Origin of the sequence: Methylotuvimicrobium buryatense 5G (assembly GCF_000341735.1) — a bacterium.
Classification (GTDB): Bacteria; Pseudomonadota; Gammaproteobacteria; order Methylococcales; family Methylomonadaceae; genus Methylotuvimicrobium; species Methylotuvimicrobium buryatense.
Genome location: NZ_KB455575.1, coordinates 1,487,096 through 1,502,847, shown reverse-complemented (window position 1 = coordinate 1,502,847; position 15,752 = coordinate 1,487,096). Strand labels below are relative to the sequence as shown.

Sequence of the window (15,752 nt, the reverse complement as noted above, 5' to 3'; positions counted from 1 at the left end):
GCGAACTTATTCCTACCTTGTTTAAGTCATCTCCGCGCAATAGCGGTATCCGGCTAGGGTCTTGGCGGAGTAGCGAAGTTGAAAAAAGGTAAGACAGAATCTGAATATAAAAGTTTGAAGTTTAACTACTTTTAGACGAACATAATTGGTTCGATCAAGATGCACCAATAATTCGATAAAGAGAATACAAAGCGGGGTCTGGGGTTTGTATTTATTTCGGTAATCTAATTGAAAAGCATCTAGATGTAAAGAATTGGACCGGCATTTTGTAATCATAGGCTTACTTGATGCTTGAGCTATAAAACGGATTGCTTTGGCTTTTATGAAAAATCAATGGCGGCATCATCGTTAATTGTGCGGTGACTGTGTGGTTCGTTTGGTAAATGCACAATTGCGATTGTTCCGGCATCAATGTTTTAACTAACGAAAGTCCGGTGCCGATTTTAATCGATTGTTCGAAATCGAAACCTTGGGGTAGCGAAGCCGGTCCGTTCTTGACGGTAAAAATCGCATGATTCTTGTCAAAATCCAATGAAACCGAGATTTTTTTGTTTATTCCGGGGCTGTGCTTGATGGCATTGAGTAATAGTTCGTTAACGATTAACGATAACGAAACGGCATTGTCCCGATCGACGCGAATCGGATGATCGGAAGGTATTTGCAGTTCGATGGTTTCATAGGTGCTGAAAAATAAACGCTGACAAAATTCTGTCGAGGAATGAACAATGTCGCATAGATAAATTTCGCCGTTTTCTGTCTTACTTTGCAAACCGTAAGTAATTGCCAGTGAATTGATCTGCAGCATGCTTTGTTCGAGAATCGCTTTGGCTTCGGGGTGCTCCAATGCATTATTTTGCAATAGGCCGAAAATGCCTTGTAAGTTGTTTTTGATTCGGTGGTGAACCTCTCGGATTAGGGTGTTTTTATGCCGTTGCTCCCGTTCCAACAGCTTTCTATCTTCTTCGATATGCTCGCAAATGTCGGTTAGTAATAAGACAAAATAATCGATCGTAACGGAATCGTTGCTGACGGAGTTGACGGACAGTTTAACGCTGCTGACTGTGCCGTTTTTGTGGATTAATTGACCGTTGACGATACCGCTATGGTCGATGTTTGGGGCGAAAAAAAAGTGCTCGTTCAAATCCGGAAATCTGAGCAAAGTCATTAATGGGGCGTTCTTTAGCGTAGTTTCGTCATGGCCTGAGAGTCGGAAGATATATTCATTAGCCGATAAAATCCGGTTTTCGGGAGAAATCGTTAAAACCCCGATTAATCCCGATGTTGTAACAATATGTTGTATTTGCTTATTTTCGCTCGACGCTTTATCGGCAAATTTATCGTCTGTTTGAATTGCGTTGTGTATTTTTAACGGCGTACCGCTCGGATCCCTGATGACCTTGCCGTGTTGACGAATAGGAATGACATCGTGTTCCGGAGTTTGTAAGCGATAGTGAGCGGAAAATGTATCAAGATGGATTAATGCGTCTTTGAAAACTCGTTTTATGCGGTTTTGATCGTTAGGATGAAGCTTTGTTAGAAAAAGATCATGGTTTATAGCATTTTCGTGTTCGGAAAAGCCGAATAGTTTGGCGAAATCCTCGCAGCCTTCGATCTTTCCGGTTTCGATATGCCATTCGTAAAACATACTATTAGTGACTTGCTTTAGATGTTTGAGTTTTTGCTGTTGGTCATGATACTCAACGAGAAGATTGCGGTATTTTCGGTGATAACGCACAAAGCCCCAAATAGGTGGTATGGCTGCGATTAACATCGTTAAGTATCCGGCTTCGAAAAAAATGCTCAGCGGGATAGCCGGAAAATAGAATCCTGACGCGGCAAAATAATTAAAATCGGTCATAGGTTTTCCAGGTATTCAATAAGGCTGCGAACCGACCTTTAAGCAAAACAATGTTCGAATTATAACCAAGTGTGTCAGTCAGTTATTTGAATTAATTAATGCTTTTGAAATAAAGATTCATGTGAGATAAGGAACAAATCTGTTTTACTAACGGGCAAATTCATTTACTATTGACACCCAAATGCGGCCCCTAGCCCCCGTGCCGCCAAGTAACGCTTTTCAAAGGCGTTAGACAGTCGGATTACAGCATTGTTTAGATTTCCTTTTTAATGGTTGTTTGTTCTGAAAGTTTTGATGTACTCGCTAAGGGTGTGTCGATGTTTTCAGGGTTTCGATCCGTTTTTTGTTGGATTTTAGCGCTTGCGAATCACTGGTAATTTAAGAGGGCTTCATGCAAGAACGAGAACATCGATTTCCGGCGAATAGGCGCTCAGCAGACAAAAAAAGCCTATCAAGCGCGGATGCCGAGTCAATGGAAATCAAGCTGGAAATCTATAAAACCTTGTTCGAAGCGACTTCAGACGCGATGATGATTGCAGACGAATCGACGCGCATTCTTTATGTTAACCCCGCATTCACAAATATTACCGGTTATACCGAACAGGATGTTCTGGGTAAAACCCCCAGGATTCTTTCTTCAGGTAAACAAGACATCCATTTTTACCGACGAATGTGGCAAAGCATCACGACCAATAAGCGTTGGCAGGGCGAAATTTGGAACAAGAAGAAATCCGGAGATATCTTTCCGGCCTGGCAAACTATCAACGTGATCGGCGAAGAAGGCAAGCCGGCGCACTATATTTCAGTATTCAGCGATATTTCTCAAATCAAAAAATCACAGGCCGATCTTTGGACCTTGGCGCACTATGACTCGCTAACCGGACTCGCCAACCGTAGTTTGCTCGAGGAGAGGATAAAGCAAGAGTTGGCTACCACGATCCGTTTCAAGATTTACGGTGCATTGTTTTTTTTGGATTTGGATAACTTCAAAACCATCAATGATTCTTTGGGGCATAAAGTCGGGGATTTGTTACTCAGGCAAGTCGCCGATCGCCTTAGAAGGGAGCTTAGAGAAGAAGATATGATTGCACGTTTGGGTGGCGATGAGTTTGTTATCGTGCTGTCCAATCTTTCTTATGATAAGGCAATTGCATCGAACCAGCTTAAAGTTGTCGCCGAGAAAATCCTCGATCTATTATTAATGCCTTATTTACTGGAAGGTCACGAACTGCGCGTTTCTGTGAGTATCGGCATTACCTTATTTCCGAATAACGGAGATACGTTCGATCATTTGCTGAGACAAGCCGATACGGCGATGTATGCCGCTAAAAACAGCGGAAAGAATACCTATTGTTTCTTTCATCCCGATATGCAAGATAAAGTCAATCAAAGACTGCAACTGGAGAAAGAGCTTAGAAATGCATTGGTTCATGATCACCTGGGATTGGTTTATCAGCCTCAATTTAATTTCAATCAACAATTGCTCGGTTATGAGGCATTGGTTAGATGGCATCATCCCGAGCAAGGCGTCATTTCGCCGCAGGATTTTATTCCGCTAGCCGAAGAGACCGGTTTAATTGCCCAAATCGGTAGTCAAGTGCTGACGAAGGCATGCCAGCAATGGGTGGCTTGGCACCGAGCAGGCAAGAATGTGCCACATATTTCAGTCAATATCAGTCCTAAACAGTTTAGCTCCCCAGGCTTTGTCGATTTAGTTAGTGGTATTGTTGAATCGACTAAAGTCGATCCTAGGCATATCATTCTGGAAATTACCGAAGGGCTGATCGTTCAGAATGTAAAGGGCATTATCGAAAAAATGCATGCGCTAAAACAATTAGGCTTGCGCTTTTCAATAGACGATTTCGGCACCGGTTATTCTTCGTTATCTTACCTGACCCGATTGCCGATCGATCAATTGAAAATCGATAAGACTTTTGTAGTCAATTTGGGAATAAACGATAACGATGCGGTGATCGTCGAGACCATTATCGGCATGTCGAAGCACTTGAAGCTTGATTTGATTGCCGAAGGCGTCGAAACATGGGAGCAGCTAGAGCATTTGTACAGATGCGGTTGCGATGGTTTTCAGGGGTATTATTTTAGTAAGCCGTTAAACCGGGATGATATCTGATAGTCATTTACTTCTCAATTGTAGCTGCGAGAAGTCTATGTTCTAATGCAATCGGTTATATAAACAGGCAGGGATAAAATGAAAATTGCACCTCTGGAGACGGCATTACTTTATAAACCTTGTAGAGTCGGCGATTTAAACTTTCAAACGACCGACGAACTCAAGGATGTCGAAATCATCGTTGGACAGGAGCGGGCAATTGCATCGATCCGGTTTGGGATACGAGTCGATAAAGCCGGCTATAACATTTTCGCATTGGCACCTTCGGGAACCGGTAAGATGACGACCGTTATGCAGTTGGTCGAGCAGGAAGCCGCACATAAAAAAATTCCTTCGGACTGGTGTTATGTGTTTAACTTCGAACAACCGGCCAAGCCTCGGCTTTTGTCTTTACCCGCCGGAAAAGGCAAATTGTTCCAAAACGATATGGAGCAATTGATCGATGAACTTCGAATTGCCTTACCGGCGTCGTTCGAAGGCGATGAATACCGCTCCCGCGTCGAGGAAATCGAGGAGGAGTCGCGGCATCGCGAGTTTCGGGAAATCAACCGATTGCGTGAAGAGGCCGCGAATGCCCGTATTATTCTAACCGAAACGCCGACCGGCTATGCTTTCGCGCCGGTCGATGACAAGGATGTGGTGATCGATGCCGAGCACTTCAATCAACTCTCCAAGGAAGAGCAGCAACGCATTCAGCATGCGATCATCGAGCTGCAACAGCGCCTGCAAAAATTATTAAAGAAATTTCCGGCGTGGCGTAAGGAAACTAAGCGTAAGATCAAGGACCTGAACCGTGAAGTGGCCGAATTTGCAGTCGGCCATTCGATCCATGAACTCAAGGAAACCTACGGTGACCAGCAGACCGTGCTCGATTATTTGGATGAGATCGAGCGCGATATTATCGGTCATGTACGCGATTTCATTCCTCACCGCGAATCGGCGCTGCCGTTCATGGAAATGCCTCAACAATCCGATCCTTTCAAGCGTTATCAAGTGAATTTAATGGTCGACTTGAGCGATAACAAAACCGCGCCGGTCGTCTATGAAGATCATCCGAATTACGCCAATTTGATGGGACGCTGCGATCATGAAGCTTTCATGGGGTCGCTGGTTACCGATTTCACGATGATCAAGCCGGGAGCATTGCATAAAGCGAACGGCGGCTATTTGATACTCGATGCGCGTAAGCTATTGATGCAGCCCTATGCCTGGGAAAGCTTGAAACGGACGTTGCAATCCGGCGAGATCCGCATCGAATCGCTGGAGCGAAGCCTCAGTCTAATCAGTACCTCGGCGCTTGAACCGGAACCGATTCCGCTCGAATTGAAATTGATCTTGTTGGGTGATCGGCTGATTTATTATTTGTTGAATTATTACGATCCCGAGTTTCAGGATTTATTTAAAGTCGCGGCCGATTTCGACGATACGGTGGGCCGAGAAGACTCGGCGATCGAATACGCAAAAGTTTTGGCAACGATTGCAAGGCAGGAAAAATTGCAGTCCTTGAGCCGGGATGCCGTCGCGCGAGTGATCGAACATAGCGCCAGGATGACCGGCGATGCCGAAAAACTCTCGACACATTTGCGCAGCATTAAAGATTTACTGATAGAGGCTGATTATTGGGCCGGACAAAACGGACACGATTGCATTAATGCCAGTGATGTACAGCAGGCGATCGATCAGAAGGTCTACCGCTTGGATCGGATTAGGGAAAGGCTCTACGAGCATATTCAGCGCGGTACGGTGTTGATCGATACGCAAGGCAGCGTGGCAGGACAGATCAATGGTTTGTCGGTGTTGCAGATCGGCGAATTCAGTTTCGGCCAGCCCTCCCGGATTACCGCGACGACGCGCCTCGGTAACGGCAAACTGGTCGATATCGAACGGGAAACCGAATTGGGCGGCGCGATTCATTCGAAAGGGGTGTTGATTTTGGCCGGTTTCATCGCCTCCCGATACGCCCGAAGCAAGCCGTTTTCTATGTCGGCGACGCTGGTGTTCGAGCAGTCCTATGGCGGTGTCGACGGCGATAGCGCCTCGCTCGCCGAATTGTGCGTAATTCTTTCATCGCTGACCCAAATCCCGTTGCGTCAGGATTTGGCGATGACCGGTTCAGTTAATCAGTTAGGACGTGTGCAGGCGATCGGCGGCGTCAATGAAAAAATCGAAGGCTTTTTCGATATCTGTAAAAAACAAGGACTGACCGGTACTCAAGGCGTGATTATACCTTCGGCGAATATCAAGCATTTGATGTTGCGATGGGATGTCGTGCATGCCGCCCAATCCGGGCAGTTTCATATTTATGCGGTGAAAAATGTCGATGAAGCCTTGGAGTTGTTGACCGGAATGGTAGCGGGCGATCCTGATGAAAACGGCGTGTTTCCGCAGGAGACTGTGAACGGAAAGGTCGATGCGCAATTAGCCAGGTTTACCGAAATCAGTCAGGCATTTTTGTCGAAAAATAACGGCCATGATTGACCTTAACGTTACCCCAAAAAAAATGTTGATCGCTGTCGATGCTCTGCAAGATTCGGCCTTGTTGGAGTTGGCGGCAAGCTTGGCCAGGTCGCAAGGGGCACAGCTGACAGCTTTGTTTATCGAAGATATTAATTTGTTTCATTTGGCGGGTCTTCCTTTTGCAACCGAAGTGGATAAAGTGACCAGTGCAGAACTTAAGTTCGATGTCGACCGTATCGGTTCGGCATCGGCCCGCCGTGTTAAGAGAATTCGCCAACAGCTCGATGAGTTGGCGAAAAAATCCGAATTGACGGTATCGTTGACAGTCGTTCGCGGTCATTATTTGGCCGAGGCGATGGCCGCTTCCGCTACGATGGATTTATTGCTGCTGGATAGACCGCGCGTTAGCCGGTCGTTGACGATTAAAAAAATTTCCGTTAAAAAGTTTAGTCCTCCGGTTTGGGCAATTTATGATGGTACGGAAGGATCGGAACGAGCATTTAAATTGGCTATCGATATTGCTGAATCGCAAAAATCGGGGCTCAACATTATTTTACAGAGGCAATCCGATAACGGCATTGCCGAAATGGAGCAACAAGTTAAAGCTTTGCTCGCGGGGAGCAATCTCGCTTCTCATTTTTTTATTCAATCTAGTCGAAGTTACGATTCGATCATGCAATATGTCTTAGAGCGTGGTTGCAGTATCGTCGTGCTGCGCGCCGACAGAACCGACCCTGAAACTTCACAAAGTGCTGCGTCGTTGTTTGCCGATCGGCTCGGTTGTCCGGTGTTGCTAGTAGCATAAGCCGGGCTTGACAGCATTGCTGCTTCCATAAACACCAGCAATTCCCAGTTTGAGCATTTTCGCCGATCTTAGGGTGTGGGGTATGCCTGTCGAGGAACGCCGTAAACCCATCCATGGGGCTTGACGGCAGCTCGAACGCCAAGGATGGCGTGAATGCAGATTTTGCATGGAGCAAAAATCTGCCCTGCTGCCGACATCCTCGCCAAGCACACCCCACACCCTTTTTGATCCCCAAATTGGGAATTGCTGCCATAAACACTGCCTTCGATGCGCATGGTTTCTGCGCATTTCGTAGCCCGCTAATCTTTGGCGGAAAAAGCTATTTTCAACTTGTGAAACAAGACTCTGACGTCTTCGGCAACCAGATATAACGACGGAATCAGTACGAGTGTAATCAAGGTCGCAAACAAAATGCCGAAACCGATTGAAATCGCCATCGGGATCAGCATTCGCGCTTGCCGGGATGTTTCCAAAATCATCGGCATTAAGCCGAAAAAAGTGGTTAGCGTGGTTAGCAGTATTGGTCTGAAGCGCTGGATTCCGGCGGCTTTGATGACTTGTAAAGGTGTTTTGGCACTGCCGATGCGATGTTCGTTCGCATAATTGATCAATACCAGCGAATCGTTGACGACGATGCCGGATAGGGCGACGATACCCAGCATGCTAAGGATACTCAGATCGTAACCCATCAACAAATGCCCTAATATTGCGCCGATGATGCCGAACGGAATGCTGACAATGACGATTAGCGGCAGAATGTAGCTGCGAAAAGGAATCGCCAACATTGCATAGATCGCCAGCAGTGCAAAGACAAAACTGATTTTGAGACTGCTAAGATTATCGGCCATTTCGGCTTGACTACCCTGAAAGCTATATTGCAAACCTGGAAATTCTTCTTGCAGGCGCGGCAGTTCGGTTGCTTTGAGGTCGTTAATGATTTCACCTGCCCGGCTGCGCGGCGTGACGCCCGATTTGACTTGGATATTGCGTCGGCCGTTACGGCGGTTGATTTCGGTGTAGGCGCGGCCGCGTTCGATATGCACGGCTTCAGTGAGCGGAATCTCGACTCCTGCCGGTGTGCGTAACATTAGGCTTTCGATGTTTTTTAGCGACATTCGCTCGTTTTCGGGTAGCCTGACCATGATTTTGACTTCATTACGGCCGCGTTGCTGACGGAGCACTTCGGCACCGAAAAACGCATTTCTGACTTGTCGCGCAACATCTTGTGCCGTCAATCCCAAGCTTCTTCCTTCGGGCAGCAACGTAAAGTCCAGTTGTTCCTTGCCGCTGGTCAAGCCACTGTCGACGTCATTGACGATAGGGTAGGCGCTAAGCATTTGAGCAAGGCGTCTGCTTGCTTGTTCCAAGACTTGTATGTCGCGGTGATTGAGTTCGACGGTGATCGCCGGACCCCGACTGGGGCCGCCGGCGTCCGATTCGAATAAAATCGCTTCAATGCCGGCAATTTCGCCAGCCTCTTCGCGCCAACGCCGGGTAAATTGCTCGGTACTAAGAATATCGTCGCGAACTTCGGGCGGCGCCAAATAGGTGCGCACGGTAGCCAAGTGGCTGCCGAGTGTCTGTTGCCTGTCGACGGTGCCGATTTCGATAAATTGCCCTTTCAATAATCGGTCGCCGTTCGGAACGTTAGATGCGACACGTCGCGCCGCTTCCGACAAGTGTCGGGCGATTGTTTCGGTTTTTTCTACCGGCGTTCCGAACGGCATCGTTAATGTGACTTGTGCATAATCGGATTCGACCTTCGGAAACAAGGTCATGCCCATGCGTCCGCTAGCGGCATAGGCCAATGCTGCAATCAACAATGAGAATGCGAAGGTGACGGTCAGATAGCGATGATCGAGTACGCTTTCGAGAAATGGGCCATAGCGGTGCACTGTCCAGTGCCGGAAGCCATCGCTGAAGCGTTGTTGATAATGATGAATTTTGGCTTGAACACCATGGCTTTTCAATGGCTTTAGGTGTCCGAGGTGATTCGGCAGAATGAATAGGCTCTCGACGAGAGACAGCAGGAAAACCGTGATCACGACCAACGGAATCATAAAAAAGATTTTGCCGGTGAACCCCGGAATGAACAGCAGCGGCATGAAGGTTGCGATATTCGTCAGGATGCTGAATGTAACCGGCATCGCCATTTCGCGGGTGCCCTGAATTGCCGCTTGTAGCGGAGACAGGCCTTCTTGTCGATGATGATAGATGTTTTCTCCGATGATGATTGCATCGTCGACGACGATGCCGATCGCGATGATAAACGCGAATAATGAGATCATGTTCAGCGTGACGCCGATACTGGGTAGGAACAAAAACGACCCGAGAAACGCAATAGGAATCCCCATCATGACCCAAAATGCCAGGCGTAGCTCAAGAAACAACGCCAGCAAGATAAATACCAGCGATAAGCCCATGGCGCTGTTTCGCAACAAGAGGTCAATCCTTTGCGCGTAGTCTTCCGAGGCATCGCGCCGGACATCGGTGTAGATGCCTTCGGGTAGTTCCGGAGCAATTTTATCGAGATGGTTACGAACCGTTTCAGACACTTGTATCGGCGTTTGTTCTCCGACGCTATAGACTTGCAGCATCACGGCCGGCTTGTCGTTGAAAGTCGCATAATAATCGCTTTCATCGAAGCCATCTGTTATTCGAGCGATGTCGCCGAGTTTGATCTGGCTACCGTCGGCGGTAGTAATGATAGGCAATTGACTGAATTGACGCCCGTAATCGCGGCGTTCTTTGATACGGATCAAAATCTCGCCGCTGCCGGTTTTGACGCTCCCGGCCGGAAGGTCGATGCTGGCCGCCGCGATTCGTTGAGCGATGTCGCCTAAAGACAAGCGGTAGCGCCTCAGCATGTCCTGCGGAATTTCTACCGCGATTTCGAGCGGTTTGACCCCTTCGAGATCGATTTGCGTGATGCCCGGGTCCTGCAGTAATTGATCGCGAAGTTGTTCGGCCAATTCGTGTAAAACGGCTTCCTCTGCGTCCCCATATAATGCGACCGAGATTACCCGGCGTTTACTGGCGATTAAAGTTATTTGCGGTTTTTCGGCATCGATCGGGAAAGTCGTAATGCGGTCGACTTCTTTTTGAATGTCTTGGGTAAACCTTTGCATGTCGGTGCCGCGGAGCGCTTCGGCGGTGACCGTGCCGGCATTTTCCATTGCCGATGAGTTAATTTGTTTGATGCCGTCCAAGCCGCCCACCGCGTCTTCGATTGCCAGGACAATGCCGCGTTCGACCTCTTCCGGGCTGGCGCCCGGATAAGCGACAGTGATACTGACGCTGTCGATTTCAAAGTCGGGGAAAACTTCTTGGCGGATATTGTTTAAAAACAGCAGTCCGCCTATGATGCAAACGACCATCGCGAGATTGGCCGCGACCGAATGACCTGCCATCCATGCAATGGGACCGGTGTGACTTAGGTCTTGATGTGACTGCATGATGCTTACCTAGCGAATGAGGAGCGGTCGGTTTCGGTGGTGCGAATACGCATGCCTTGAACCGGTGTGGAAAGATCGCTGACGATGATGCGCGGATGATCGGGTAGTTCCGAGGCATGCAAATAAACGACGCCTTGTTCGGTCCAGACGGGGGTGATTTTGACGATGTCCAGTGTGTCTTGTTCGTTCATTAGCCAGAGCCGGTTGCCGTCGTGCAAGGCGGTTTCCGGGACAGGAAGTACGTCGACGAGGGTTTTTCCGGTAATTGCCGCGCGAACCAATGTACCTAACATCATACGCGGCGCGTCTTTCTTGGCCGGCGTCAGGGCGAGCGGATCTTCGACTTCGACCAATAATTTGGCCATGCGGCCTTCGGGTTCGACTTCGGCTTTCAGACGTTTGACGGCACCGATTCTGAATGCATCGGGTCCCCAAGCTCTTTCGTAACTGATCGTGACCGGCGAGCCTTGATCGCTGTTGAAACCGGGAATCGTGATCCATCGTAATTTGTCGAGCGGCAGCGAAACGTCGATCCAAAAATAATCGGTTGCAACCAACTGTACGAGCGGCGTGCCGGTCGAGAAGGTCGATACCCAGGAACCGATATTGGCGTTGCGGGCCGTGACGACCGCGTTGAACGGCGCGATCGTGCGGGTGCGGTCGAGATCCAATTTGGCTTGTTCCAGCGATGCTTCAGCGGCATTTAACGATGCCTTGGCGGCTTCCAGATGGGGTTTTCTTTGGACCAGTTCTTGAGCCAGTTCGTCCAATTCCTGGCCGAGCAATTGATATTCGCGTTGCGCGATGGCTTGTTGGCCCAATTCCATTTTTAGGTTGAAGCGGGCTTGGGTGAGGTCGCTTTGTGCTCTGCGTACGCGTAATTCGTAATCGGTCGGGTCGAGCCGGACGATTTCTTCGTCCTTTTTCAACAAGCCGCCTTCGATGAACTGGTCGCTGACCGAAACGACCATGCCGTCGACACGCGAATTAAGATTGACGCTTTGTGCCGGGATTACATTGCCGAGCGCGAAAACGGTGGTTTGATGATCGATGGCTTGCGGCGTGATGATTTCGACTAATGGTGCCACGGCCGTAACGGGGGCGCGTACAGCGCGGGGCTTATTGCTTAGCCAATAATAAGACAGTGCCCCGGCAAATGTGATGATTGCCAGCGAAATCAGCAGTGTGGCAAATTTCTTGAAGGGATTAGTCATGAATATCGTTCCTGTTCGAAACCGGTTCGGTAAGCGGCCAACCGCCCGCAAGCGACCGGTAGAGTTGAATTCTGTAATCGATCAATTCGCGTTCGGCGCGAATGAGTGTGCGCTGCATCGCTTGTAAGCTGTTCAATGTCGACAGCACCCGCAAGAAATCGAAAATCCCATAGGCGGACCGGATGCGGATGTTCTCATTGGCTTCGTTCAGATAGCGCAGTTGATCTTTGAGGCTGTCGAGTCGCTCGTGCTGGCGCGTTTCCTGTGCCAAGGCGTTTTCGACTTCCTGCAACGATTGCAAGACGCTCTGACCGAAGAGATTCAGTGCTTCTTCTGTTGCAGCCTCGGTGCGCCGGACTTCCGCCACTCGGCGTCCGCCGTCGATCAAGGGCAGCACCAGATTGCCCGCTAGCGTTGCCATCCAATTATTGAAGAAGGCTTGTAAGTCCGGCGCCGAGGTATCGAGGCTGGCCGATAAACCGAGTTTCGGAAAGCGGTCGGCCACGGCCGCGGCAATACGAAGATCGGCCGCTTGCAGGCGATAATAGGCCTTCATGACATCGGGGCGGCGTTGAATCAAATCCGAGGTCAAACCGGTTTCGGGGAGACCTGCGAGTTCGGGAAAACGATCGCCGGCGACAATGTCCAACGTGCCGGGGGCTTGTCCGGTCAAGACTGCTAGTTGATTTTTTAATACCTCGATATTCGCGAGCACCGTATAGCGGTCGCCGACAACGCCTTCAAGCAACTGTCGCTGTTGGAATACGTCGGCGGCGGTTGCTTGACCGCCTCTGAACCGGACTTCGACTAAGTCCGCATATTGCTTATTGACTTCGATTTGTTCGTTCAATAATTCGAGCTGTAGTTTTTGTTCGGTCAATAGATACCAAATGCGCGCTATCTCGGCCGACAAGGCAATCGCGGCGGTATGGATGTCTTGTTCGGCGGCTTTGATTTCCTGTTCGGCCGCGTAAGTGCCGGCGCGGATTCGGCCCCAAAGGTCGACTTCATAACTGGCGATCAAGCCCAGCGAAAAGTTGTCGAAAGTCAGCGAACCGGTATTGGCGTTGTCTTCGATGAAACGGTTTGTATGCGTTGTGGCATTAACGGCGGGGATCAATTCGGATCCGGCCTTGCGGGCTTCGGCTTCGGCTTGTTTGAGCCTTTCGAATGCCGCGGTTAGATCGAGGTTTTGCCGAAGCGCCGTATCGATCAGGGTATTCAAGGCCGGATCGTTAAAATTTAGCCACCAGCGGTCTTGAAGGGATTCTCCGCCGGTAATCGAGAAGGTTTCCGGGACTGGAATCGGCGGATTGAATTCTTTGATGTCAATACTGCATGCGCTGAGAAAAAAGAAGATGAGTAAAACCGAAGGGTTTATGACTCGCATGTCTCGTCTCCCCGGCTTGATTCGAGACGGTCGCGCAGTGCCTTAATTCCGGCCAATGAAAAATGCACGACATGATCGGCGTAGGCTGTCGGGTTCTCCAATTCCGAATTGCATCTTCGTGCCGGAAAGTGGCTTTGCATGTGTTTGACTTTTAGGAGATGAAAACATTGGCCGATGATGCTGGCATGACAAAAGTGAATCGTTCGTTCATCCGCATTCGGTCCCGCGCATTCGGCAATGAGTTCAAGCATGGCTTGGCGCTGCGGATTGATTTCTTTTTCGAGAATTTCCGGAAGCAACGAGGTCGGTTGCGCCATTTCCTTGTTGATGATCGCGAAAAAATGCGAATCGTCGTCGGCGATGCGGGCAATCAAAGAGCGAATGCGGCCCGCTAGGCGTTGTTCGGCGGATGCGCTGGGATCGACACCGCCATCCGAGGGATAAATTTCAAGGTCCTTGAGAAACGCATGGCGCCAGGCTTCGAGATAAAGACTTTCCTTATCGCGAAAATGATAATTGACCGAAGCGATGTTAGTTTGGGCTTGTTCGCAGATTTCGGCAATCGTTGCTTCTTGAAAGCCTTTTTCGGCAAAAATTCGGCTGGCCGCGATAATCAAGCGGGTTCGGGTTTTTAACGGTTTGGATGTTGGTTCGGGCATCGCGGATCAGATATTCAAAAGCGAATTTCAAATATACATTTAAATTATTCATTAGACAAATGCCTTTTGTGATTTTTAGGAATGGGCATAACTTATGAAATGCACGTTCTTTAGGAATATGCACAAAATAATTTCCCGAAACAGTAAGGATTCCGTGATAAATATCGTCCTGGAACTATCCCCTTTGCTGGTCAAATTTCGGCGCCGGAGTGTCCGTCAAAGGACGTCGTGAATACGTCCATGTAGGCTCTGTGACAGCATCCCTGCTGTCAAAGCCTTTGCGAGCGCCATGGATGGCGTGAATGTCGATTTTGCAGGAGCAAAAATCGACCGAACACCCCGGCACCTCCATGCGTCAATGCCGAAATTTGAAGTGCGATGGGTATATGAGCTTTGTTGAGGGTTAGGTAACTCGCTGGACAGGACGTCCCTGAGCCGAAATTTGAGTAGCAAAGGATATATAGGTTGATAGGCTAAGGGATGAATCAGGCTATAACTTCAGTGGCTTTTCGATCGGTGAATTGATAATTAATGCTCAGGCAGTGATCCAGCCATTTCAGCAAAAAATAATTTAATTGCCATTTATAATTCAAGATTTCAGAGGTCTTGCCGGGGTCTTTATAGACGCGCGAAACATCGGATCTGGCATGATCGCGCAAAACTTCCGCTAATTCAGCATCCAGATAAACGCGTACTGTGACATCCGGCATCCATAGGTCGTTGGGTAATTGATTAAATCGATGGCTGAGTTTAACAGTGAGTGTGTGCGCCGAGCGTTCGAGAACCTCTAACTGTAGATCGGGTTTTTGAGACGCTTTTCCGATAGTCGATTGGGCAAGATTTCTGATGTTCGGAATTAAGTTTAACAACTTTCGGTAATTAGAGGCGCAGATGGTTTCCAAGCACGCCGCTTTGTTTTGCGGATGAATTCTGCTCATGATAGATCAGTCTTCCCGGTAACAGGCATGAGCGCTTGCGGTTTCCCATAAGGTCACTTGATCGACATCGAACCCTTGTTCTTTAATATGCTGATAAATCATTTGACTCAGTACTTCAGCTGTCGGGTGCTCTTCAAGAGCCATGAATCGCTCTTGGGTTTCGGTTAAGTACGGAATGATCGGGTCGTTTTTATGCAATAAAAAATTATGATCCAAGTGTTCATCAATATAGCGTTCGACACACGCTTTTATGTCCGAAAAGTCACAAACCATGCCTTGCTCGTTAAGATGTTGTTGTTTAATCGTGATTGCGGCCTTAACGCTGTGCCCGTGAAGATGACGGCACTTGCCGGGGTGGTTCATCAGTCTATGCCCATAGCAAAAATAGACTTCCTTAGTAATCGTGTACATGGGTTAGCAATCTCGGCCGAGTTGAAACAATTTAAGTTAATGACCTTTAATACTCTTGATTGCGGCGGCAATTTCGTAGCGGCCGCTGTCTTGTTTTGTCGTTCTGACGACTTCGATATATGCGGTCATGGGGGGTGTGATCGCGTTTTTAGGCGTAATATTAACCTCCATTGCGCTTCCGGGATCGAAGGATTGATCCGCAATGAAGGAGACACCAGAACCGCTAATGGATGTACAAATTCCGGAATGACTTTCGCTTGCATCGGCTAACTTGTAAGTGAGTTCGCAATCGACGCTCATTCGGATGTAATTACGTTTTTCATCGTATTCCAGCATGTCAACTCTCTTTAAAATTTGGTAAATTGATTTTTCTGTGAATGGCAATGCCCGTGTTTGCTTTCAGACTGTTTGCGCGAAGTTTACTATAAATAAAA

The 15,752-nt window shown here is 48.5% G+C and carries 11 protein-coding genes; 3 read left to right on the top strand and 8 right to left on the bottom strand.

Going from position 1 to position 15,752, the window contains the following annotated elements:
• Positions 1-280: 280 nt before the first annotated feature.
• Complete coding sequence (locus METBU_RS0106720) at positions 281-1,858, bottom strand: histidine kinase dimerization/phosphoacceptor domain -containing protein (protein ID WP_017839887.1); 1,578 nt, start codon at positions 1,856-1,858, stop codon at positions 281-283.
• 391 nt (positions 1,859-2,249) lie between these two features.
• Between METBU_RS0106720 and METBU_RS23480 the strand changes: the two genes are divergently transcribed.
• The 3 genes from METBU_RS23480 to METBU_RS0106705 all read left to right on the top strand — a co-directional run bounded on the left by METBU_RS23480 (position 2,250) and on the right by METBU_RS0106705 (position 7,251).
• A complete protein-coding gene (locus METBU_RS23480) occupies positions 2,250-3,989 on the top strand; it encodes a putative bifunctional diguanylate cyclase/phosphodiesterase (RefSeq protein ID WP_017839886.1) in 1,740 nt (579 codons plus the stop codon).
• A gap of 78 nt (positions 3,990-4,067) precedes the next feature.
• Positions 4,068-6,467: a Lon protease family protein gene (locus METBU_RS0106710; protein WP_017839885.1), complete on the top strand. Its 2,400-nt coding sequence runs from the start codon at positions 4,068-4,070 to the stop codon at positions 6,465-6,467.
• On the top strand, positions 6,460-7,251 hold the full coding sequence (locus tag METBU_RS0106705) for an adenine nucleotide alpha hydrolase family protein (protein ID WP_017839884.1): 792 nt from the start codon (positions 6,460-6,462) through the stop codon (positions 7,249-7,251). Before METBU_RS0106710 ends, METBU_RS0106705 begins: the two co-directional genes overlap by 8 nt.
• A 299-nt stretch (positions 7,252-7,550) precedes the next feature.
• Here METBU_RS0106705 and METBU_RS0106700 read toward each other — a convergent pair whose 3' ends face one another.
• The 7 genes from METBU_RS0106700 to METBU_RS0106670 form a co-directional block, all read right to left on the bottom strand.
• Positions 7,551-10,706: an efflux RND transporter permease subunit gene (locus METBU_RS0106700; protein WP_017839883.1), complete on the bottom strand. Its 3,156-nt coding sequence runs from the start codon at positions 10,704-10,706 to the stop codon at positions 7,551-7,553.
• 5 nt (positions 10,707-10,711) lie between these two features.
• Positions 10,712-11,920, bottom strand: coding sequence for an efflux RND transporter periplasmic adaptor subunit (locus tag METBU_RS0106695; RefSeq protein WP_017839882.1), 1,209 nt, complete (start codon positions 11,918-11,920; stop codon positions 10,712-10,714).
• Positions 11,913-13,310, bottom strand: a complete 1,398-nt coding sequence (locus METBU_RS0106690; protein WP_017839881.1) for an efflux transporter outer membrane subunit — start codon at positions 13,308-13,310, stop codon at positions 11,913-11,915. Before METBU_RS0106690 ends, METBU_RS0106695 begins: the two co-directional genes overlap by 8 nt.
• Positions 13,298-13,969, bottom strand: coding sequence for a CerR family C-terminal domain-containing protein (locus METBU_RS0106685; protein ID WP_017839880.1), 672 nt, complete (start codon positions 13,967-13,969; stop codon positions 13,298-13,300). Before METBU_RS0106685 ends, METBU_RS0106690 begins: the two co-directional genes overlap by 13 nt.
• Positions 13,970-14,454: 485 nt before the next feature.
• Positions 14,455-14,907, bottom strand: coding sequence for a DUF1249 domain-containing protein (locus METBU_RS0106680; RefSeq protein WP_017839879.1), 453 nt, complete (start codon positions 14,905-14,907; stop codon positions 14,455-14,457).
• A 6-nt stretch (positions 14,908-14,913) separates the two neighbouring features.
• On the bottom strand, positions 14,914-15,318 hold the full coding sequence (locus METBU_RS0106675; RefSeq protein WP_026130078.1) for a 6-pyruvoyl trahydropterin synthase family protein: 405 nt from the start codon (positions 15,316-15,318) through the stop codon (positions 14,914-14,916).
• Positions 15,319-15,354: 36 nt separating this feature from the next.
• On the bottom strand, positions 15,355-15,654 hold the full coding sequence (locus METBU_RS0106670) for a PilZ domain-containing protein (RefSeq protein WP_017839877.1): 300 nt from the start codon (positions 15,652-15,654) through the stop codon (positions 15,355-15,357).
• Between the last annotated feature and the right edge of the window lie 98 nt (positions 15,655-15,752).